The organism is Faecalibacillus intestinalis (assembly GCF_003024685.1).
In the GTDB taxonomy this organism is placed as follows: domain Bacteria; phylum Bacillota_I; class Bacilli_A; order Erysipelotrichales; family Coprobacillaceae; genus Faecalibacillus; species Faecalibacillus intestinalis.
The window spans coordinates 102231-121854 of record NZ_PYLQ01000004.1; the positions used below are offsets into that span (position 1 = coordinate 102231).

At 29.4% G+C, this 19624-nt stretch carries 21 protein-coding genes; 1 reads left to right on the forward strand and 20 read right to left on the reverse strand.

Annotated features, from left to right (window positions below):
• Positions 1-51 precede the first annotated feature (51 nt).
• The 15 genes from C7U54_RS04630 to C7U54_RS04700 form a co-directional block, all read right to left on the reverse strand.
• The gene (locus C7U54_RS04630) at positions 52-681 is read right to left on the reverse strand and encodes a ribonuclease HII (RefSeq protein WP_107029457.1); all 630 of its coding nucleotides are present in this window, start codon (positions 679-681) and stop codon (positions 52-54) included.
• Positions 674-1531 carry a ribosome biogenesis GTPase YlqF gene (gene ylqF / locus C7U54_RS04635; protein WP_022001517.1) on the reverse strand — a complete coding sequence of 286 codons (858 nt, stop codon included), beginning with the start codon at positions 1529-1531 and terminating at the stop codon, positions 674-676. The genes C7U54_RS04630 and ylqF overlap by 8 nt, the downstream gene beginning before the upstream one ends.
• A 1-nt stretch (position 1532) precedes the next feature.
• Positions 1533-2078: a signal peptidase I gene (lepB, locus tag C7U54_RS04640; RefSeq protein ID WP_022001516.1), complete on the reverse strand. Its 546-nt coding sequence runs from the start codon at positions 2076-2078 to the stop codon at positions 1533-1535.
• A gap of 82 nt (positions 2079-2160) precedes the next feature.
• A complete protein-coding gene (gene rplS, locus C7U54_RS04645) occupies positions 2161-2511 on the reverse strand; it encodes a 50S ribosomal protein L19 (RefSeq protein ID WP_022001515.1) in 351 nt (116 codons plus the stop codon).
• Between the two features lie 105 nt (positions 2512-2616).
• Positions 2617-3336 (reverse strand): tRNA (guanosine(37)-N1)-methyltransferase TrmD, encoded by a 720-nt coding sequence (gene trmD, locus C7U54_RS04650; RefSeq protein WP_022001514.1) that lies wholly within the window; start codon positions 3334-3336, stop codon positions 2617-2619.
• Complete coding sequence (gene rimM, locus C7U54_RS04655) at positions 3326-3826, reverse strand: ribosome maturation factor RimM (RefSeq protein ID WP_022001513.1); 501 nt, start codon at positions 3824-3826, stop codon at positions 3326-3328. Before rimM ends, trmD begins: the two co-directional genes overlap by 11 nt.
• Positions 3827-3861: 35 nt before the next feature.
• On the reverse strand, positions 3862-4110 hold the full coding sequence (locus tag C7U54_RS04660) for a KH domain-containing protein (protein WP_022001512.1): 249 nt from the start codon (positions 4108-4110) through the stop codon (positions 3862-3864).
• Positions 4111-4112: 2 nt separating this feature from the next.
• Positions 4113-4385, reverse strand: a complete 273-nt coding sequence (gene rpsP / locus C7U54_RS04665; protein ID WP_022001511.1) for a 30S ribosomal protein S16 — start codon at positions 4383-4385, stop codon at positions 4113-4115.
• A gap of 86 nt (positions 4386-4471) precedes the next feature.
• A complete protein-coding gene (gene ffh / locus C7U54_RS04670; protein ID WP_022001510.1) occupies positions 4472-5860 on the reverse strand; it encodes a signal recognition particle protein in 1389 nt (462 codons plus the stop codon).
• 9 nt (positions 5861-5869) lie between these two features.
• Complete coding sequence (gene ylxM / locus C7U54_RS04675; protein WP_022001509.1) at positions 5870-6199, reverse strand: YlxM family DNA-binding protein; 330 nt, start codon at positions 6197-6199, stop codon at positions 5870-5872.
• Positions 6199-7185, reverse strand: coding sequence for a signal recognition particle-docking protein FtsY (ftsY, locus tag C7U54_RS04680; protein WP_022001508.1), 987 nt, complete (start codon positions 7183-7185; stop codon positions 6199-6201). The genes ylxM and ftsY overlap by 1 nt, the downstream gene beginning before the upstream one ends.
• Positions 7186-10146, reverse strand: a complete 2961-nt coding sequence (locus C7U54_RS04685) for a chromosome segregation protein SMC (protein WP_107029458.1) — start codon at positions 10144-10146, stop codon at positions 7186-7188.
• Between the two features lie 17 nt (positions 10147-10163).
• Positions 10164-10736: a xanthine phosphoribosyltransferase gene (locus C7U54_RS04690; RefSeq protein WP_032090105.1), complete on the reverse strand. Its 573-nt coding sequence runs from the start codon at positions 10734-10736 to the stop codon at positions 10164-10166.
• A gap of 10 nt (positions 10737-10746) precedes the next feature.
• Positions 10747-12120 carry a HAMP domain-containing sensor histidine kinase gene (locus C7U54_RS04695; protein WP_022001505.1) on the reverse strand — a complete coding sequence of 458 codons (1374 nt, stop codon included), beginning with the start codon at positions 12118-12120 and terminating at the stop codon, positions 10747-10749.
• Positions 12121-12792: a response regulator transcription factor gene (locus C7U54_RS04700; protein WP_022001504.1), complete on the reverse strand. Its 672-nt coding sequence runs from the start codon at positions 12790-12792 to the stop codon at positions 12121-12123.
• Between the two features lie 149 nt (positions 12793-12941).
• Here C7U54_RS04700 and C7U54_RS04705 point away from each other — a divergent pair, with 149 nt between their 5' ends.
• Positions 12942-14195 carry a methionine gamma-lyase family protein gene (locus tag C7U54_RS04705; protein WP_107029459.1) on the forward strand — a complete coding sequence of 418 codons (1254 nt, stop codon included), beginning with the start codon at positions 12942-12944 and terminating at the stop codon, positions 14193-14195.
• A gap of 39 nt (positions 14196-14234) precedes the next feature.
• Here the strand turns inward: C7U54_RS04705 and C7U54_RS04710 are convergent, their stop codons facing one another.
• The 5 genes from C7U54_RS04710 to C7U54_RS04730 form a co-directional block, all read right to left on the reverse strand.
• Positions 14235-14981, reverse strand: coding sequence for an SDR family NAD(P)-dependent oxidoreductase (locus C7U54_RS04710; protein ID WP_107029460.1), 747 nt, complete (start codon positions 14979-14981; stop codon positions 14235-14237).
• 17 nt (positions 14982-14998) lie between these two features.
• Positions 14999-15556 carry an elongation factor P gene (gene efp, locus C7U54_RS04715; RefSeq protein ID WP_022001501.1) on the reverse strand — a complete coding sequence of 186 codons (558 nt, stop codon included), beginning with the start codon at positions 15554-15556 and terminating at the stop codon, positions 14999-15001.
• A gap of 119 nt (positions 15557-15675) precedes the next feature.
• Complete coding sequence (gene pnuC / locus C7U54_RS04720; protein ID WP_022001500.1) at positions 15676-16902, reverse strand: nicotinamide riboside transporter PnuC; 1227 nt, start codon at positions 16900-16902, stop codon at positions 15676-15678.
• Positions 16903-17040: 138 nt separating this feature from the next.
• Positions 17041-18690: a CPBP family intramembrane glutamic endopeptidase gene (locus tag C7U54_RS04725; RefSeq protein WP_107029461.1), complete on the reverse strand. Its 1650-nt coding sequence runs from the start codon at positions 18688-18690 to the stop codon at positions 17041-17043.
• Entirely contained in the window at positions 18683-19615 is a 933-nt protein-coding gene (locus C7U54_RS04730) for a DHH family phosphoesterase (protein ID WP_107029462.1), read from the reverse strand. Before C7U54_RS04730 ends, C7U54_RS04725 begins: the two co-directional genes overlap by 8 nt.
• Positions 19616-19624: the final 9 nt, after the last annotated feature.

Below are 19624 nucleotides of genomic sequence, written 5' to 3' on the forward strand. Positions count from 1 at the left end.
TTATATAGACATTTAAATTTGTTTTTTCTTCTTTTTTTTATAAAAAAAGAACTAAATATCTAAATTTAAAGATATTTGTTCTTTCATTACTTCTTGTACTGGTTTAAAAGATTTCCTATGAATAGGGCATGGACCATATTTTCTAAGTGCCTCTTTATGTGCCTTGGTTACATAGCCCTTATGTTTTTCAAAACCATATTGTGGATATTTTTTTGCATAATCTATCATCAAATGATCTCTTGTTACCTTAGCTAATATACTTGCTGCTGCAATAGATATAGAAAGGGTATCTCCTTTAATAATAGATAAATGTTCAATATCGTGTAAAGGCATCGCATCTGTTAAAGCAAACATTTTTTCTCTCTTTAAAATTTGACAACATTTTTCCATTCCTTTTTGACTTGCGCTATATACATTTAATTGATCAACATCTTCAACAGAAATAACTTCAATGTGATAGGCTAATGCATTTTCTATAATTATTTGATACATCGCTTCTCTTTTTTTTGCTGTTAATTGTTTTGAATCAAAAATACGTTCATCATAAAATCCTTTAGGAAAAATGACTCCTGCAACAACTAATTCGCCAGCCATTGGTCCTCTTCCAGCTTCATCAAGACCAATAATATAATCATAACCTAAATCATAATATCTATTTTCATATTCTAATAAATTACTCATTTGGAAGCTCCCATGTTATTTTTGTAATAACACCATCAAATAAATCAGTAAAAAACATATCCATGACACGCTCATAATCAGTAATCCCTCTTACTGGTTTTATTTTTTTATTAAATGCGATATCATCATAACATTTTTCAACCCAATCACTTTGTAAATCAACAGCTATTTGATAACGATTTTCCAAAGTTCCAGGGTAATTTTTAACTAAATATTCAACTGCATAAATAAATAAATCTTCCCTTGGTAATATTTGCTGTTTAATAGAGCCAATAAGAGCAATATTTCTAGCAATATCCTCACTTTCGAATTTAGGCCATAAAACACCCGGTGTATCAAATAATTCAAAATCTTTATCTACCTTAATAATTTGTTGAGCTTTCGTTACACCTGGTTTATTCCCCGTAACAGTTGCTTTTCTTTTTGCTAAGCGATTGATGAAAGTAGATTTTCCAACATTAGGAATACCTAAAACCATTGCTCGCATTGCACGAGGTTTCAATCCCTTCTTTGCTTCTCGTGCCATTTTATCTTTCAAAATTTCTTTGCAAACTTGTATGATCTTTTTATATTCATTAAATTGCTTAAGATTAACACTCATAGCATAATAACCTTTACTTTTGTAAAAATCTATCCATTTTTGTGTTAGTTTATCATCTGCTAAATCTTCTTTTGTCATTACAATTAACCTTGGCTTATTATTAACAACACTATTAAATAATGGATTTTTACTTGAATATGGAGCTCTAGCATCCACCAATTCAACAACAATATCTATTAATTTTATTTTATCAGCGATTTCTCTTTTTGCCTTAGCCATATGGCCAGGAAACCATTGTATTTGTGCCATATTAGTTCATTCCTTTCATATGATTAAAAGGAAATAGTATAATTCCTTTTTTTGATAAAACATTTTCAATTTTAAAACACCCTAATTCTCTTGAATCAAGTGAATTTACTCTATTATCACCTAAAACGAAAATTTCATTTTCACCAACTGAAATTTCAAAATCATCAGTAAAATAAGAAATATTATATCGACTCTTTACATCTTTTATATGTGATTTATTAAGATAATTTTCTTTAATATACTTTCCATTAACATACAAACAATCATTTTTGTAAACAATTTTTTCTCCAGGTAACCCTATAACCCTTTTAATAATTACATTGTCTAATTGTTTACAGTCTAATGTGACAATATCAAATCTTTTAATTTGTTTTGAATTCAAATCAAGCCGAGACATAAAGGCAAGATCTCCGTCATGTAATGTTGGATACATTGAAGAACCATCAACTTTGATCGGCATAATTATGCCTTTAAAAACAAAAACAATTGCTAAACAAACAACAATAAATTCTAATATTGCCATCATTGTTTTTTTACTATATTTCATAGACATCACCTATCTTTATCTTATAGACCTGTTCTATTATACAACAATTAATGGTAGAAAAAAAGAAATGGTTACCCATTTCTTATTTTCTAATTTCTTTGATTCTAGCAGCTTTACCAGATAAACCACGCAAGTAATTTAATTTAGCTCTACGTACTTTACCAACTTTAGCAACTTCGATTCTATCGATGATTGGTGAATGAACTGGGAAAGTTCTTTCTACACCAACTTGGTAAGAAATTTTTCTAACTGTGAAAGTTTCAGCAATTCCTTTACCTTGTCTTGCGATACAAACCCCTTCAAATAATTGGATACGGTATTTATTACCTTCTTTAATTTTTACATAAACTTTTAAAGTGTCTCCAGCTTTGAAAACAGGGATATCAGATTTTAATTGTTTTTTAGTAATTTGTTCTACTAATGTTAAATTCATCTTTCTTCTCCTTTTCATTTATAGTCTTGTATGTTCATTCGATTAACCAGCGGAACATATGCAGTCACATTGACCTATGCTATTATAACATCGTTCAAAAAAATATCAACTCTTTTTTTTAATTTTTGTCAACATATTTGCCGATTCTTCATCAAATTCATAATTTTCTAATAAATCTGGTCTCTTTAAATAGGTTTTCTTTAGAGATTGGTATTTTCTCCATTTACGAATATTTTCATGATGACCAGAGACCAATACGTCAGGCACTCTATTTCCATCATATTCTATTGGTCTTGTATATTGTGGGTATTCTAATAATCCATCTGCAAATGAATCATCTTCATGGCTTTCTTGACGAATAGCTCCTTCAAGTAATCTTATTACCGCATCACAAGTAACCATACTTCCTAGTTCACCACCAGTTAGTACATAATCACCAATAGACAATTCTAAATCAACATAATCACGAATTCTTTCATCAAATCCTTCATAATGCCCACAAATAATAATAAGATGCTTTTCTAATGAAAGCTTTTGTGCTACTTGATGCTTTAAAGTAATCCCTTGAGGAGACATTAAAATAACAAGTGAATCATCCGTTGTTAATGTTTTTAAGCAATCAATGATTGGTTGACACATCAACACCATTCCCTGTCCTCCTCCATAAGGATAATCATCTACATGTTTATGCTTATCTTGAGTGAATTCTCTAAAATTATGAATCTTAATATCAACAACTTCTTTATCTATAGCTCTTTTGATAATTGAGGTATTTAAAAAACCTTCAAACATTTCTGGAAATAGTGATAAAATATCAATCTTCATCATACATTCCCTTAATCAAATGAACAAATATTTTTTTATTTTCAATATCTTCATTTTCAATAAATGCATCAACATATGGAATAGCAATCTTTTTATTTGCTGTTTGTACAGTTAAAACATCATGTGCACCATTAAAATAAACAGATTCTACTTTTCCAATTTCTTGATCATTATTAATGATCTGACAACCAATTAAATCATCGTAAAAATATTCATCATCATCTAATTCAACATCTTCTTTTAAACCATAAACATTATAACCAATATATTTTTCTACTAGATTAATATCTTGTAATCCCTCAAAACTGATTAAATAATTTCCTTTATGAACTCTTACAGTTTTAATAATAAAAGGGTCTACAATTTCATTTAAGTAAAGCTTATGTCCCACAACAAATCTTTGATCATTGAAATCACTAAAAGAACGTATTTTAAGTTCTCCTTTAAGTGCATGCGTTCCAACAATTTTTCCAATTTTTAATTTTTCCATACAACCTCCAAAAAAAATAGATGTGTTTTACACATCTATTCATATGATTCGAATTTAATATCTAATTTTTTATCAGAAAGACGTCCTGCAACAGACATTAATTGACGAATAGAATTAGCCATAACACCTTTACGACCGATTAATTTTGCAATGTCATTTTTTGCTGAATAAACATGTAAAACAACAACATTCTCATCTAAAGAAGGCATTTGTCTTACTTCTAAATGTTCTTTATCCTCAACTAATTCAATCGCTATATCTTTTAGTGTTTTTACATAATCCATAATTATTTACCTTGTTTTGAATCAGCAAATTTTTTCATGATACCTTGTTTAGATAATAAGTTTCTAACTGTATCAGATGGTTGAGCACCATTGTTTAACCATTTTAAGATTTCTTCTTCTTTTAAGTTAACTTGAGCTGGATTAGTACATGGATTATATGTACCTAATAATTCAATAAATCTACCATCTCTTGGTGATCTTGAATCAGCTGCTACGATTCTATAGAAAGGTCTTTTTTTAGCACCCATTCTTGTCATTCTTAATTTTACTGCCATTTATATTTCCTCCTTGTTTTCTTATTGCTTGTATAATTTAACATAGATAGAAACAGGTGTCAAGCATTTTTACTTGACACCTTTCATTATTTTTTCTTTTTCTTTTTATGACGTACTTTTTTACGATTTGGACCACCTACAAAGTGACCTCCTCCCATTTTTGGAAGTCCTGTTGCCATATCCATATTTGACATTTGTTTCATCATTTGTTTAGATTGTTCAAATTGTTTTAATAATCTATTAATAGCTGCTAAATCTTTACCACATCCTTTAGCAATACGTTGTTTTCTAGATAATGTAATAATACTTGGATCACGACGTTCTTCTAAAGTCATAGAATAAATAATAGACTCTGTTTCTTTCATTCTCTTATCTGTTGTTTCATCGTTTAAATTAGGCATAGATGGCATACCAGGAATCATTTTCAAAATTCCTGAAAGTGGACCTAACTTCTTTAATTGATGCATTTGATCAAGCATATCATCCAATCCAAAACGTCCAGATTGCATTTTTTTCATAGCTTTCATTGTTTCTTTTTCATCATAGACATCTTGAACTTTTTCAACTAAAGAGACCACATCACCCATTCCTAAGATACGATCTGCCATACGATCTGGGTAGAATAAATCAATAGCATCTAATTTTTCACCTGTACCAATAAATTTAATTGGAACATTCGTAATATGTCTAATAGAAAGTGCTCCCCCACCACGAGAATCACCATCTAATTTAGTAAGCACAGCTCCTGTAATACTTAATTTTTCATTAAATGAAGCAGCTACATTGACAATATCTTGACCTGTCAATGAATCTACAACAAGTAAAATTTCATCAGGTTTTGCAATTTCTTTAACATTTGCTAGTTCTTGCATTAAAGGTTCGTCAATGTGCAAACGTCCTGCCGTATCAATAATAATAACATCATTATTATTTAAAGCTGCATAATTCATAGCACCTTTAACAATATTTTCCGCACTTTCAGATGTTCCTTTTTCATAAACAGGCACATCTAATTGCTTTCCTAATGTTACCAATTGATCAACGGCTGCTGGACGATAAATATCTCCTGCAACCAATAATGGTTTTTTAGCATATTTTGTCTTAATTAATTTAGCAATTTTCCCAGAAGTTGTTGTTTTCCCAGAACCTTGTAACCCTACCATCATAATAACTGTTGGTTTTTTACTAAAATCAACTTCTGAAACCTCATCACCTAATAAATGTACTAATTCATCATGTACAATTTTAACTAAAACTTGTCCAGGTTTTAATGAACCTACGACATCTGCACCAATTGCTTTTTCTTTTGTTGATGCAATAAACTCTTTTACAACTTGATAGTTGACATCAGCTTCAAGTAAAGCAAGTCGAATTTCTGTCAACATCTCTTCCATATTACTTTCAGTCAACTGACCTTGTCCAGATACCTTTTTTAAAGTTGACTGCAATCTTTCAGATAACGAATCAAACGCCATATATACCTCCTATAAATCTCTTAACATTTGTAAATGTTCATCAATATTTTTATGTTCTTCTTTTATATCTTTTTCTAAATCATCTATAATTTCAAGTCTTTTTTGATGTTTTTCTAATAAATTTAATTTTTCTTCATAATTTTCTAAATGTAAACAAGCTTTTTTTAAATTGTCAAAAACTGCATTTTTAGAAACATTTTTAATCAAAGATATCTCTGACAAAGACAAATCCTCATGATAATACAAGTCTAAATACTCTCTTTGTTTTTCAGTTAATAAATCTTCATATAAATCCATCAAAAGATTTACTCTTTGCTTTTTTTCTAAACTATTTTCCATTATGCTTCCTCAACTAACCCCTTACATAATCCATAAATATATTGTTCTAAGTCAAATTCTTGTAAATCATCAACTTGTTCACCTAACCCAATAAATTTTACAGGAATATTTAGTTGATCTTTAATAGATAAAACAATTCCACCTTTAGCAGTACCATCCATTTTTGTAAGAACAATCCCTGTAATATCAGTAATCTTAGAAAATTCAATAGCTTGTGAAACACCATTTTGTCCTGTTGTTGCATCTACAACAAGAAGTGTTTCATGTGGTCCTTCAGGAACAACACGCTTAATAATACGATTCATTTTTTCCAATTCATTCATTAAATTCACTTTATTTTGTAAACGACCTGCTGTATCACAAATTAAAACATCCGCTCCTGTTTCTTTAGCTTTATTTAAAGCATCAAAAACAACGGCCGAAGGATCTCCTCCTTCTTTTCCTTTAACGATATCCACACCAACTCTTTCTGCCCAAACTGCCAATTGATCAATTGCTCCTGCTCTAAATGTATCACCCGCAGCAACAACGACTTTTTTACCTTCATCATGAACAATACGATGAGCAAGTTTCCCAATCGTTGTTGTTTTTCCAGCACCATTGACACCAACCATTAAAATAACAGTTAACCCTTCTGCTGAGTAATTGATTTTAGTTGACATAACACTTTCATTAGCATAAATAACGAACATTTTATCAACAATAATATCATTAATTTCTCTTGGATCAGTTATATTTCTGATTCTTACTTCTGTTTTAATTTCAGATACAATCTTCATGACCATCGAAACACCAACATCAGCCATAATTAAAATATTTTCTAATTCTTCAAAATACTCATCATTGATTTCTCTAAATCGGGCAGCTAATTCATTAATACGATCTGAAAATGTTTCAGAAGATTTATCTAAACCAACAACATATTTTTCATTTTGCTTAGTTGACTTTCCAACTAATTTTTCTTTTATTTGTGTAAAAAATCCCATCTAAATACCTCCCTTACGATTTTCATTAGAAAAATCTATTGCTTCTTCAAGTTTGACACTTACAAGTTTTGTAACACCTTTTTGTTGCATCGTCGCACCATATAACAAATCACATTCTTCCATCGTTCCCTCACGATGTGTTACTACAATAAATTGTGTTTGTTTAGAAAATTCTCTTAAGAATTTTGCAAATCTTTCAACATTAGCCATATCCAATGCTGCTTCAACTTCATCTAAGATACACATTGGCACAGGTCTTACTTTTAAAATAGCAAATAAACATGAAATTGCAATCAACGCTTTTTCTCCACCAGAAAATAATGTAATATTCGACACAGCTTTTCCTGGTGGTTGTACATCTATATCAATTCCCGTTTCTAAAATATTATCTGGATCAGTATATTTGATTTGTGCTCTTCCCCCACCAAATAATTCTCTAAAAACATTATTAAATTCTTTATTGATCTTTTCAAATGTTGTTGAAAATTTCTCAATCATAATTTGATCCATTTCATCAATTGCCTGTACTATTTTATCCTGAGCTTGTATTAAGTCAAGTCGTTGACTATTCATATTTTCGTAACGCGATGAAACTTCTTTATATTCTTCGATAGCATCAATATTAACATGACCAAGTGCTACTATTTCATTTCTAAGTGTAGCAACCTCTCCTCTAGCAAATTCAATATCTACTTCATCATGATAATTTTCACTTGCATACTCATAAGTCATGGAATATTCATTAGATAATCGACTTAAATAATTATTTAATGATCCTTCATATTTAGTAGATAAAATAGCTTTTTCATTAATTTGTCCTTGAATGTCTTTAAGCATCCTTCTTAAATCTTTCAATTTTGATTCTAATTGCTCATTTTCATTAACATAGGACATTCTTAATTCTCTTTTTGATTTTATTTTTTCTGTTAATTCATCTCGATGCTTGATGGCTTCATTTAATTGTAAAACAAGTTGATTATCAATTTTACCACTTTTAAACTCATCCAATTCAACGCTTTGATGCGATAAACTTTCATATTCACCTTTAGCAACTACAAGTTCTTCCTTTTTTCCTTGAACAACAACTTCTAACTTAGCATATGACATTTGTTTTTGTAGAAGTGTATGTGCCAATTCTTTAGCATCGTTTTCAAGTTTAAGTAATTCATTCTTTTCACGTACAAGTTTTTGTTCTAATTCATCTAATTTTTCTTTAACTTTTTCTAGTTCTCTTTTTTGAAGAATGGATGATTGTTGACGATTAACTGTTCCACCTGTAAGTGAACCACCAACATTGACAATATTTCCATCCAAAGTAACAACTTTATATCGAGCATATGTTGCCTTTGATATTTCATAAGCATGATCAATATCATCAGCTAAAATAACATTTCCCAATTGATTCAAAATAACATTATCTATATTTTTAGAACTTGAAACAAAATCACTTAATACACCTAAATAACCTTCTAAAGCTGGACATAAAATAGCATGTTCTTCTCTTAAAGAACGTGGTTCCATATCCGCTAAAGGTAAAAAAGTAGCACGTCCTGCCTTATTATCTTTTAAAAACTTAATTGCTAATCTAGCTTGTAAATTATCTTTCGTAACAATAAATTGCAAAGCACTTCCTAAAGCAACAGAAACCGCTAAATCATACTTCGAATCATTTTCTAGTAAATCTCCAAAAACACCAATAATATCCGGATTATCATGAGCAAGTTCCATAATAGCCTTGACACCATGATGATAATTGGATTTATTTTCTACTAAATCCACTAATATTTCTTGTCTATTTTTATTTTTCGTAATTTCTTGATTAAGATCATTAATAGATTGATGTTTATGATTGATTTTGGATGTTAAAACCGTTTGTTCTTGAGATAAATCTTCAAGGGATTTTTCTGTTGTTTTTAATCGTTCAACACGGTCATTATATTCTTCAATCAAATCCGTCAAAATAGCTTTTAAGTTATCTAATTTCTTCTTTATATCATCACTGTTTTGAGACTGTAAAGCATGTTTTCTTTTTTGATCAACCTCTATTTTACTTGTTTCTAGTCTTGAAACTTCAGACATCGATTCTAATAATTGACTTTGTAGAGAATTTATTTCATTATCTAAAACAAACATTTTCTTTTTTATCTCATCATCAGCACTTTCTTTCAAAAAAATTTCTGCATCTAATGAACTGTGTCGTTCATTAAGGTCTTTTAATTGTAAAGATAGCGTATCTAGTTGATGTTTTAATTCCGAAACTTCATGAACAAGTACATTTACTTCAATTGAAGTAAGTTTTTCCTTCAACGTTAAAAATACTTCTGCTTTTTCTTTTTGTTTTTTTAATGGTGCTATTTGTTTTTCTAATTCATAAACAATATCTTTTATACGATTTAAATTATCCGTTGTTCTCTCTAATTTTCTAATAGCCTCAATTTTTCTTTTTTTATATTTAGAAACTCCTGCAGCTTCTTCAAAAATAGCTCGTCTTTCTTCAGGACGACTATCAGCAAAATTAGAAATATTTCCTTGAGAAATAATAGAAAGCGAATCTCTTCCAAGTCCCGTATCTAAAAGCAGATCTGTAATATCTTTTAAACGACATTGTTGCCGATTTAAAAGATATTCAGCCTCATTTCCTTGTCGATAAAGACGTCTAGTAATTTCAACTTCATTATAGTCATAATTGAGCATACGATCACTATTATCAAATATTAAAGTAACTTCAGCTAAATTTTGTGCCCGGCGATCTTGAGAACCAGCAAAAATAACATCTGCCATATTACTTCCACGTAAAGATTTTACAGATTGTTCACCTAATACCCATCTAACTGCATCCGAAATATTAGATTTTCCACATCCATTAGGCCCTACAATTCCTGTTATTCCCGGCTGAAATTCTATATTAACTTTATCTGCAAATGATTTAAATCCATGTAATTCTATTTTTTTTAAATACATAGATGCTCCTTTCTAGCCTATTTGAAAACTATTTTACCATTTTCAAACGATTCAATAATCGCAAGCGATTCTACTCTATAACCTAAATCAACTAATTTTTGATGTCCTTTTTGAAATCCTTTTTCAATAATAATACCGCATCCAACAATATGTGCTTTTGCTTGATTACACATATCGACTAATCCAAGCATTGCATTTCCATCAGCTAAGAAATCATCTACAAGTATCACATTTTCATTTTCATTTAAATATTTCTTTTTAACGCAAGCAATATATCTTGTTCCTTTAGTATATGAATATACTTCACTTGTATATAAATCATCATTAACTGTTTTAGATGTTCCTTTTTTAGCAAAAACAACAGGAATATCATTTAATTCATAGCTAAGTGCTAATCCCAGTGCAATTCCTGATGCTTCAATTGTTAAAATCTTATCGATTTTTTCCCCCGCAAATCTTCTTTTAATTTCTTTAGCAATTGATCTATAAGTTTTTGGATCAATTTGATGATTAATAAAACTATCTACTTTTAAAATATCTGGTTCAATAATTTCTCCATCACTTAAAATCTTTTCTTTTAATTCTAACATACTAATCCCCTTACCTTTTCAATCTTTCAATTAATTTTTGTTTTTCAATTGGCAGTCTTACAATAAAATTTGTACCCACATCTACTTGAGATAAAATATCTATCTTCCCATGATGTAAATCAACAATAGATTTTACAATTGCCAAGCCGAGTCCATTTCCTTCAACGTTTCTTGCTTTATCTTCTCTATAAAATCTTTCAAAAATATGAGAAACGACTTCTTTAGACATTCCAATACCCGTGTCTTCTATAGACACTTCTATATCTTTAGAATTTTTTTTCATCGTAATTGTAATGAGTCCACCTTCATTTGTATACTTTATAGCATTTGAAATAATATTGGTCCAAACTTGTTCTAAACGTTGTTCGTCTCCTTCTATAAATATTTCTTTTTTAGGCATCTCAAAGACAATTTCTATATTTTTTTCCATTGCTTGATTTTCTTGAGTAGAAATAACTCGATTCATTTGTTCAACTAATGAATAATTTGTTAACTCTAATTCAATCTCTTCTCTATCAAGCAAGGTCAATTGTAACATATTTTTTGCTAGAGAAGATAATCTTTTACTATTATATAAAATAATATTCGCATATTTTACTCTTTGTTCTTTTGGCAAGTCTTCTTCTTTTAAAATATTGGCAAATCCTTGAATAGACGTCAATGGTGTTTGAAATTCATGAGAAATATCTGAAATAAACTTTTGCCTTGTTTCATCTTGTTTTGCAAGTTGCCTCGCCATTTGATTAAATCCTTGATTTAATTTAGAAATTTCATCTTGTCCAACATTATCAACACGAACATTATAATTCCCATTGCTCAGTTCTTTGATTGCATTTGTTAAACGTGTTAAAGGTTTAACAATAATATCGGCAATTACTAAAAAGACAATACTTCCTGTTAAAAAAACACACCCCAAAATCAAAATTGCTGAATTAGCAATTGCACTTTTTTGACCACTGGTATCTTTTTGAACATAGATATAATACTCTTGCCCATTGATCATATTCTTTGTACCATACGCTAACACCTCATTATGATGCTTAAAGGAAAGCTCATTGTTTGTACTTTTAAACATTGCCATCATCTGTTCAGGTGTTGGATTATATTTTTTGTTTCCATAAGCAACATAGCCTTCACTGTTTGAATAACATGTTATGGCCATTTCACTACTTTTTGCATATAAGTCAATAATATCATCCCTATTTTCAATATTAATATTTGAAATCACTTTAGAAACATAATCATTTGTTGTAATCAAATCTTCTTCTACTGTGGATTCAATTTGTTGGTCATTTAATCTTAAAGATACAAAACCTGCTACTGAAAAGGAAGCTACGATTGTAATAAAAAAGCCAAAAATCAATTTTGAATAAATAGATTTCATCTACTCTACCTCAACTTTGTATCCTAATCCTCTGACTGTTACAACATTAAAACCTGGTAAATGCCCGATATTTTCTCTAATTCTTTTAATATGGACATCTACTGTACGATCAAACCCATCGTAATCCATACCCCAAATCTTTTCAATCAACTGTTCCCTTGAAAAAATTTGGTTGGGATGTTTAGCAAGTTCAAATAATAATTCAAATTGTTTTAGTGGCAAATGAATACATTCATCTTTATATCTGATTTCATATTTATCCCCATCCAATTCAACTTCATTTAAACGTACAATATGCGATGTATTAATATCATATCTTTTCATAATTGCTTTAACTCTAGCCATTAATTCATTAGGATCAAAAGGTTTAACAACATAGTCATCAACCCCTGAAGAAAAGCCACGTAACTTATCCTTGCTTTCCCCCTTGGCAGTAAGCATAATACAAGGAACATCTTTAAATTCTTTCATACTTTCAACAAGTTCAAAGCCATCCATTTTAGGCATCATGACATCGATAATTCCTAAATCAATATATTCATTTTCAAAAATGGTCAATGCTTCTTCACCATTGGCCGCTTCAATCACTTCATAGCCTTCTTTATTTAAATAAAATTTAAGCAATTCTCTAATATCTTGTTCATCATCAACAACTAAAACCCTTGGTTTCATCTTATACACCTCAATTCAATTCAAAATTATATCATAAAACAATAAAATAATACAATCTACTAGGATTTACTTTCTAAGAAGTTTGTCGATAAAGATACACAAAAAAAATATTTATTGTATAATATATCAAGATTAAAGGAGATGTAAAAATGATATTAGAAAAAATAGACCAAGATTTATTAGCTTTAGCTAAACAATCAGATAATGATTTAAAAGACATTTATGCCCAAGTAGATGAACTTTGCCTTGTTAATTCAAATAAAGTTTTATCTGCTTTTATAGAAAATCAAGTTTCTTATAGTGATTTTACCGATATTAATGGTTATGGTAACTATGATGAAGGAAGAGATAAACTAGAAAGAATTTTCGCCTCTATTTTAGGATGTGAAGATGCTTTAGTAAGACCTCAAATCATGTCAGGAACAAATGCATTATATTTAACTCTTTCTGCTTTATTAAAACATGGTGATACCATGATTTCTATAAGTGGTGAACCTTATGATTCTTTACAAGAAATGATTGGTATAAGTGGTGATTCAAATCAATCATTAAAAGCCTATGGTGTAAATTACGAACAAATCGATTTAATTGATAATGAATTTGATGAAGAAAGTATTGTTGAAAGACTCCAACAAAAAAATGTAAAACTTGTTGAAATTCAACGTTCTCGTGGATATAGTCAACGTTTATCACTTACAATCGATAAAATAGAATCAATTATTCATAAAATTAGAGAAGTTAATCAAGAAGTCATCATTATGGTTGATAACTGTTATGGTGAACTTGTAGAAACAAAAGAACCTGGAGATATTGGCGCTGATATTGTTGTAGGATCATTAATGAAAAACTTAGGCGGTGGAATTGCTCCAACAGGTGGTTATGTTGCCGGTAAAAAAGATTTAGTTTACGAAGTCGCACAAAGACTTACTGCCCCTGGTATTGGTAAAGACTTAGGCGCGAACTTTAATCTTAACAATGCTTTCTTTAAAGGTATGTTCATGGCTCCTAATGCTGTAAAAAATGCTTTAAAAACAGCTATTTTTACTTCATACATGTTAGAAAAATTAGGATATGAACATGTATCACCATGTTATAACGAAAAAAGAACAGACCTTATCCAAACATTAGATTTACATAGTAAGGAAAAATTAGTGAATTTCACTCAAGGAATTCAATCATCAAGTCCAATTGATTCCTTTGTACGTGTTCTTCCTGCCCCAATGCCTGGTTATCCTTTTGATGAAGTTATGGCTAGTGGAAGTTTTACTCAAGGAAGTACTATTGAATTAAGCGCGGATGCCCCTGTAAAAGAACCTTATACTTTATATATGCAAGGTGGTTTATCAATTGAATATGGGAAACTTTCCATCTTACTTGCTTTAACACAAATGAAAAACAAATAAAAAGAAGACTCAATTGCTGATTCAACAGTTGAGTCTTTTTTACATACTCCCTATTTGTCCGCCATCAATTCGAATAATCGAATTATTTATAAAATCAGCTTCATCACTAATCAAAAACTTCACTAAATAAGCCACTTCTTCAGGTTTGCCATAGCGTTTAACCATAATTTTTTCTTGTTCTTCTTTTAAAAATTCTTCATCATAGCCATCAAGTTCATTTTCTGTACCAATAAATCCTGGTGCAATACAATTTACATGAATATAGGGTCCAAACTCAAACGCCAAATTGTGTGTTAAAGAAATAAGCGCCGCTTTAGAAGCATCATAATCAATACACATAGGATAATATGTATTCATCCCATTTGTCGAGGAAATATTGATAATACGTCCATAGTCTTGTTTAAGCATATGTGCTGAAACACTTCTACTACAATTATAAGCCCCTACAACATTAACATCTAAAGTCTTTCTAAATTCATCTGCCGTTTTTAAATGAAACAAATTAGATAAATCAATTCCTGCATTATTGATTAAAATATCAACACCACCTAATCGTTCATCAATTTCTTGAATCATTTTTTCAACTTGATCTTCTTTAGAAACATCTGCTTTTAAAGCCAAACAACGTACATAATATTGTTGAATAATATGTTCTTTTAAACATTCTGCTTCTTGATTTGACGTTAAATAATTAATAACAATATCATATTGATTCTTCGCTAACTCTAAAGCAATGGCTCTACCAATACCTTTGGCACCACCTGTAATTAATACAACTTTACCCATGATAAAAAAGAGCTTTATTAAGCTCTTCCTGCGTATTTTCCATCAGCTGAAAAAACAACGATTTTTTCACCTTGTTCAATAAATTGAGGAACTCTAAGAGTTAAACCTGTTTCAGTTTTAGCGTCTTTTGTTTGGTTAGATGGTGCCCCTTTGATAGCTGGATCTGTTTCTACAATAGTTAATTCTACTTTTTCAGAAACAGAAACGTTTAATAATAATCCTTCAAAGAATACTAAATAAACTTCAGTTCCTTCGACAATAAAGTATTTATTATAACCAACTTGTTCTTCAGATAATTCATATGTATCATATGTTTCCATATCCATGAAGTAGAAGGTATTGTCTGCTTCATAAGAAAATTGAGCTGCTTTTTTAGAAATATTAGCTTGATCAAATTTAGTTGAAGCATTGAAGTTCTTTTCTTGAATAGCTCCTGTTTTCAAGTTTCTCATTTTAGTTTTTAAAATAGCTGCTCCTTTACCAGGTTTAACATGTTGGAAATCCAACACTTGGCAAGGATCACCATCAATAATTAAAGTTAATCCTGTTCTAAAATCTCCTGCACTAATTGCCATATACTATCTCTCCTATTAATAATTTTTTACACGTCCTATTGTAGCAGTTTAAATCAATATTCTCAAGTACTCCTGAAAAACTCCTCGTGCTTTGAAAATATTTTATTTTAAATTATTTTTTAAAATAAAGATACTTTTTCTTTATTTTGGTGTTCTTTGATATATCTACTCCATTTAATATATCCATAAGTTGTATTTGTAAAATAACCCAGTTTTAAAGCAAGTAAAACATATTGTCCTGACATTATGTTAATAACTGCTTCTAAAAATGCACATATATACCAAGCAATCCATTGTTCTCTTAATCTAAAGAAAATAAAGAGACCGTTGGCGATTCCAACTGCTGATGCACAAGCGTCAATATAAATAATAGCTGTTTCTAATGTTTTATTGTTATAAAAATCAGTAGCGATATCTAAACCACTAATAAAATAACCTACAACAACCGTCCAAACAATAATACCAATAATAACTAAAACTTCTTGATATCCTTTTAATTTTCTTACCATTGTAAGTTCATCTTCTTCATCATCGCGATGTTTAGACCAGTTAATATAACTAATAATGTCAATAGGTAACCAGAAAAATAAAGTTGTTGCCATTGTTGCAAAACGATACATTAAAACAACAGAAGAAACAATTTCTACAATTTCTACCAAGACAGAAACCAAGAAATTATACCTTGATTGTTTAGATATCAGTAGTTCACATAAAATATTTAAGAATGTATCTAATAAATAAAGAATCATAATGATAATACCGTTTACACCATTGGCACTATCTTCTGGGAATAACACAGATAAAATCGTAGCTAACACCATAATTGAGATAAACCATGATTTTTCATATGTTGTAAATTGTTTAGAGAATAACATCATAAGCGCAACAGATAACATTAAAATAAATGTTGCACTCGCTAAATTGAAAACAGATAATGTTTCTTCTGCCATCATTTCTTTATAAGTATGACTTGCTTCTTGATGACTTACATCTTTATGATCAAAATAAAGATTTTGTCCATTTTCTGTTTTGAATTCATATGCTTTGATTGAATTTTTATTTAATTTAACATAATCTTCATAATCATAAGATACCACAAGTTTTTGATCACCTTTTCGATAAATGACATCACAAACTTTGTTATCCGAATCATAATCTTCTTCATCTTTATCTCTATCCATCGTGACAGATTGAACATATTGCAGATCTCCTACGTCTTTATGAATTTGCATCAAACCATAAAAAACTGAACCAATTGAAGTAAAAACAAGTAAACATAAAACAATTATTTCAAATGTTCTTAGTTTTTTATTAGATTCGATATTTTTTTTGAAAAATTGAATCATTATTTAAACCTCTCCCTTATCTTAAAATGCTTTATCATTATAATAAATATTTATAAAAAATACACTCTTTTTTTCTATTTATTATAATTATTTCATAAAATTGCAAAAAATAGGAATAACTCGTATTCCTATTTTAAATTATTTAGCTTTAAATTGACTAATAACCACACTTTGATGTTCATTCGAAATAAAATGAATTTCAACTTCATTGCCAGCTTGTACAAGCGGTAACGAATTAGAAAGGGACAGATCCGCAATATAAATATGATCATCACCCTCTAGTTTAAAATAATAGACACTGTTGCCTTCTTTAACAGCACTATTAATTGAAGAAATTTTGCCAGTTAAAGTATTTTCTTCAAATTCTTCATGACTTTTACCATTTTGAGATAAAACCTCATAATAAGCTTTTTCAGCCTCAGATACACTACTTCCTGTTGCTACAATTTGATAATTTTTAACACTGACAAAAGCATACATCTTAACAAGATTACTACTATCTTTTAAAGAAAGGAAATAAGTAGGCTCTCCTCCTGCATTGACTAAAATTGGAAATGTTGCTTTATATTTTAAGTTTTGTACCTTTCCTTCTGCCGAAGACATTGCCGAATATTCTTCTGCTCCAGAAATATGATAATATTTGCCTTCTTTTGTACGTAAATTAATTAATGCAAATCCAACATTACTTGCATCTTTAGAAACACTTGTAAGACCTGTGTACAAATAAACATCATCATCAATAACAATATAATTATATCCATCTGTTGGTTGTAACACACCTTTTTGTGAGAAAACAGAATTAATATAACCATGTGTATATTTTCCATAATTTTCTAACTGTTGAATAACTAAATCTGCTGGATAAACACGATCTACCCAATTAGGAACATCTTTAATATCATAATATTTATGCTTACCATCAACAGCATTTACTAAAACTGCTCCTACAATATCTTTTCCACCAAAGGGACCTATTTTATATTCAAATACAGGAGCAATCCAATAAGGAATACCTTCATCGTTAATTTCAAAAGCTAATTCTTCAAACATTTTCGTAGGATAATTCATCCTTAAATGACGATTAATATTTCTACCAAAATGTTCAGATTTTGAATATTTCATGCCTTCTTTCAATTCAACAACTTCAGACTCTTGACTTACCATATTCACTTTAACATAAGCTGGTAAGCCTTCTTTTCGATTTGTTATCCATTTAATTAAATCACTATATTCTAATGGTGTAACTCGATAAGGAGTATCTTGATAATTAATTTGTTCATAAGATTCATCTACTTCAAACTGTGAAACATAATCTATCATTTGTCCCATTTTTCGATCACCTAGTTTAATAGCACTTTCACGATCTACAACAGGAATTGATTGATAAGAAATCGTCTCATTATCTTTATAAAAATCAGCTTTTTTATTTAATTGTAATTGATTTTGATATGTTTTTGCATGAAAAATAGGCAAACTATATACCGAACCAACGCCTATATAAACAAATAAGGCAACGACTACAAACATTAAATATTTAGATGTTTTATCAAATGTACCTAATAATATCGCATGTAAAATAACAAAGATAACAATTAAAAAAATCAAATGGAAAATAAATGTTTGAGATTGATAATGAATTGGTAGTAATAAAACATACTCTCCTATAATACCTAAAAGACAAACGACAATCAATGGAATTAAATAGCTCCATTTTTTAGTTGTTTGTATTTTAGATGAAGAAAAATGTCTTTTTATTTCGTCAATGATACTTTGTATAAAATTATTCATTTATTCTCTCCTTGATATCATTTAATAATAAAGATAATTCATCTAAAGATAAAAGTGTTGCCCCCGAAGCAAACGCATGTCCGCCACCTCGATATTTATTCGCAATTTCATTAACAGGAATATGTCTCGATCTCATTGAAACACGCCAATTATGATCTTTTGTATTTTCTGTTATAGCTAACCATACTTTATATTCATCAACTGAACTTAATAAATTAACAAAATCAGAGCCTCTTTCTCTTGAAATATTTAAATGTTTTAAATCTTCATCTTTTAAAACATAGTAAGCAACACCCTCATCTTCAATATAATGATTTAGGATAAAAGCATTCACTTTTAAATCTTTCGCATGTTTCATATACATTCTTTCATAAAGTGCTTGCATATCAAAATCATAATTATATAAATATATTGCCGCTTCAAAAGTACGTTCATCAGTAGCTGAATACATAAATCTATTTGTATCCCCTATAATTCCCATATAAAGAGCCGCAGCTCCAAAGCTTGAAAGTTTTACACGTTTATTTTTTAAAAACAAAGCCACTATTTGACTACATGAAGAAGCTGTACTATCTTCTAAATTTAAATTTCCATAAGAATCAACAACAATATGGTGATCAATTTTTATAATTTCTTTACATAAACTAATATCACCATCAATTCTTTCTTGATTAGCTGTATCTAAAACAATTCCTAAAGTTGGTTTTTCAAAATTCGGTTCATTGATTTCTCCATTAAATTGATATTTAGCCACTAAATCAGAAGAAAAATCACCTGCAAAATAGACTTCTTTATTTTCAAAAGTATTTTGAATTAAATCATACATTCCGAATTGACTCCCAAAAGCATCATAATCCGGATTAACATGACGATATAAACAAATACATTCATATTCTTCTATTTTATTTAAAATCTTTTCTATCATAATTTTCAC

Coding starts and splice junctions, on each gene's coding strand:
- C7U54_RS04630 (WP_107029457.1), bottom strand. CDS start 681: ATGAGTAATTTATTAGAATATGAAAATAGATATTATGATTTAGGTTAT.
- C7U54_RS04705 (WP_107029459.1), top strand. CDS start 12,942: ATGATATTAGAAAAAATAGACCAAGATTTATTAGCTTTAGCTAAACAA.
- ffh (WP_022001510.1), bottom strand. CDS start 5,860: ATGGCGTTTGATTCGTTATCTGAAAGATTGCAGTCAACTTTAAAAAAG.
- C7U54_RS04700 (WP_022001504.1), bottom strand. CDS start 12,792: ATGAAACCAAGGGTTTTAGTTGTTGATGATGAACAAGATATTAGAGAA.
- ylxM (WP_022001509.1), bottom strand. CDS start 6,199: ATGGAAAATAGTTTAGAAAAAAAGCAAAGAGTAAATCTTTTGATGGAT.
- C7U54_RS04725 (WP_107029461.1), bottom strand. CDS start 18,690: ATGAATAATTTTATACAAAGTATCATTGACGAAATAAAAAGACATTTT.
- ftsY (WP_022001508.1), bottom strand. CDS start 7,185: ATGGGATTTTTTACACAAATAAAAGAAAAATTAGTTGGAAAGTCAACT.
- trmD (WP_022001514.1), bottom strand. CDS start 3,336: ATGAAGATTGATATTTTATCACTATTTCCAGAAATGTTTGAAGGTTTT.
- C7U54_RS04730 (WP_107029462.1), bottom strand. CDS start 19,615: ATGATAGAAAAGATTTTAAATAAAATAGAAGAATATGAATGTATTTGT.
- C7U54_RS04660 (WP_022001512.1), bottom strand. CDS start 4,110: ATGGATTATGTAAAAACACTAAAAGATATAGCGATTGAATTAGTTGAG.
- C7U54_RS04695 (WP_022001505.1), bottom strand. CDS start 12,120: ATGAAATCTATTTATTCAAAATTGATTTTTGGCTTTTTTATTACAATC.
- C7U54_RS04685 (WP_107029458.1), bottom strand. CDS start 10,146: ATGTATTTAAAAAAAATAGAATTACATGGATTTAAATCATTTGCAGAT.
- C7U54_RS04710 (WP_107029460.1), bottom strand. CDS start 14,981: ATGGGTAAAGTTGTATTAATTACAGGTGGTGCCAAAGGTATTGGTAGA.
- rpsP (WP_022001511.1), bottom strand. CDS start 4,385: ATGGCAGTAAAATTAAGAATGACAAGAATGGGTGCTAAAAAAAGACCT.
- rimM (WP_022001513.1), bottom strand. CDS start 3,826: ATGGAAAAATTAAAAATTGGAAAAATTGTTGGAACGCATGCACTTAAA.
- ylqF (WP_022001517.1), bottom strand. CDS start 1,531: ATGGCACAAATACAATGGTTTCCTGGCCATATGGCTAAGGCAAAAAGA.
- lepB (WP_022001516.1), bottom strand. CDS start 2,078: ATGAAATATAGTAAAAAAACAATGATGGCAATATTAGAATTTATTGTT.
- rplS (WP_022001515.1), bottom strand. CDS start 2,511: ATGAATTTAACATTAGTAGAACAAATTACTAAAAAACAATTAAAATCT.
- C7U54_RS04690 (WP_032090105.1), bottom strand. CDS start 10,736: ATGTTAGAATTAAAAGAAAAGATTTTAAGTGATGGAGAAATTATTGAA.
- pnuC (WP_022001500.1), bottom strand. CDS start 16,902: ATGATTCAATTTTTCAAAAAAAATATCGAATCTAATAAAAAACTAAGA.
- efp (WP_022001501.1), bottom strand. CDS start 15,556: ATGGCAATTAGTGCAGGAGATTTTAGAACAGGATTAACTTTAATTATT.